1 protein-coding gene is annotated in these 239 nt (G+C 61.9%); it reads left to right on the top strand.

The genetic code is table 11. From position 1 onward, the window contains the following. On the top strand, positions 1 to 239 hold a 239-nt coding region (locus Q4563_RS22305), incomplete at both ends, for a hypothetical protein (protein WP_303606099.1).

Here is a 239-nt window from a genome sequence, read left to right as displayed (position 1 = left end):
GAGTACCGGCGTACATCGCTTTGCCGATCTGCGGGCCAACCTGACCCGACTGGAAAACGGGTTGATCGCCGGGGTGCCATCAACAGAATCGGTGGCATCCAAAGCCGGTGGCGCAATGGACGCCGAGCTGTCTGACAGTGGCTCGGCAGCAGCGGCCGAGGAGGCCGGACTGATTGTTCATATTGACGGTATCACCATGGCAGATTCAAGCACGGGAGCGACCGCCGCCAGCCAGATCC

The organism is Gilvimarinus sp. 1_MG-2023, assembly GCF_030548285.1.
The sequence above is the reverse complement of the archived record's forward strand: the minus strand, read 5'-3'. Positions and strand labels throughout refer to the sequence as shown.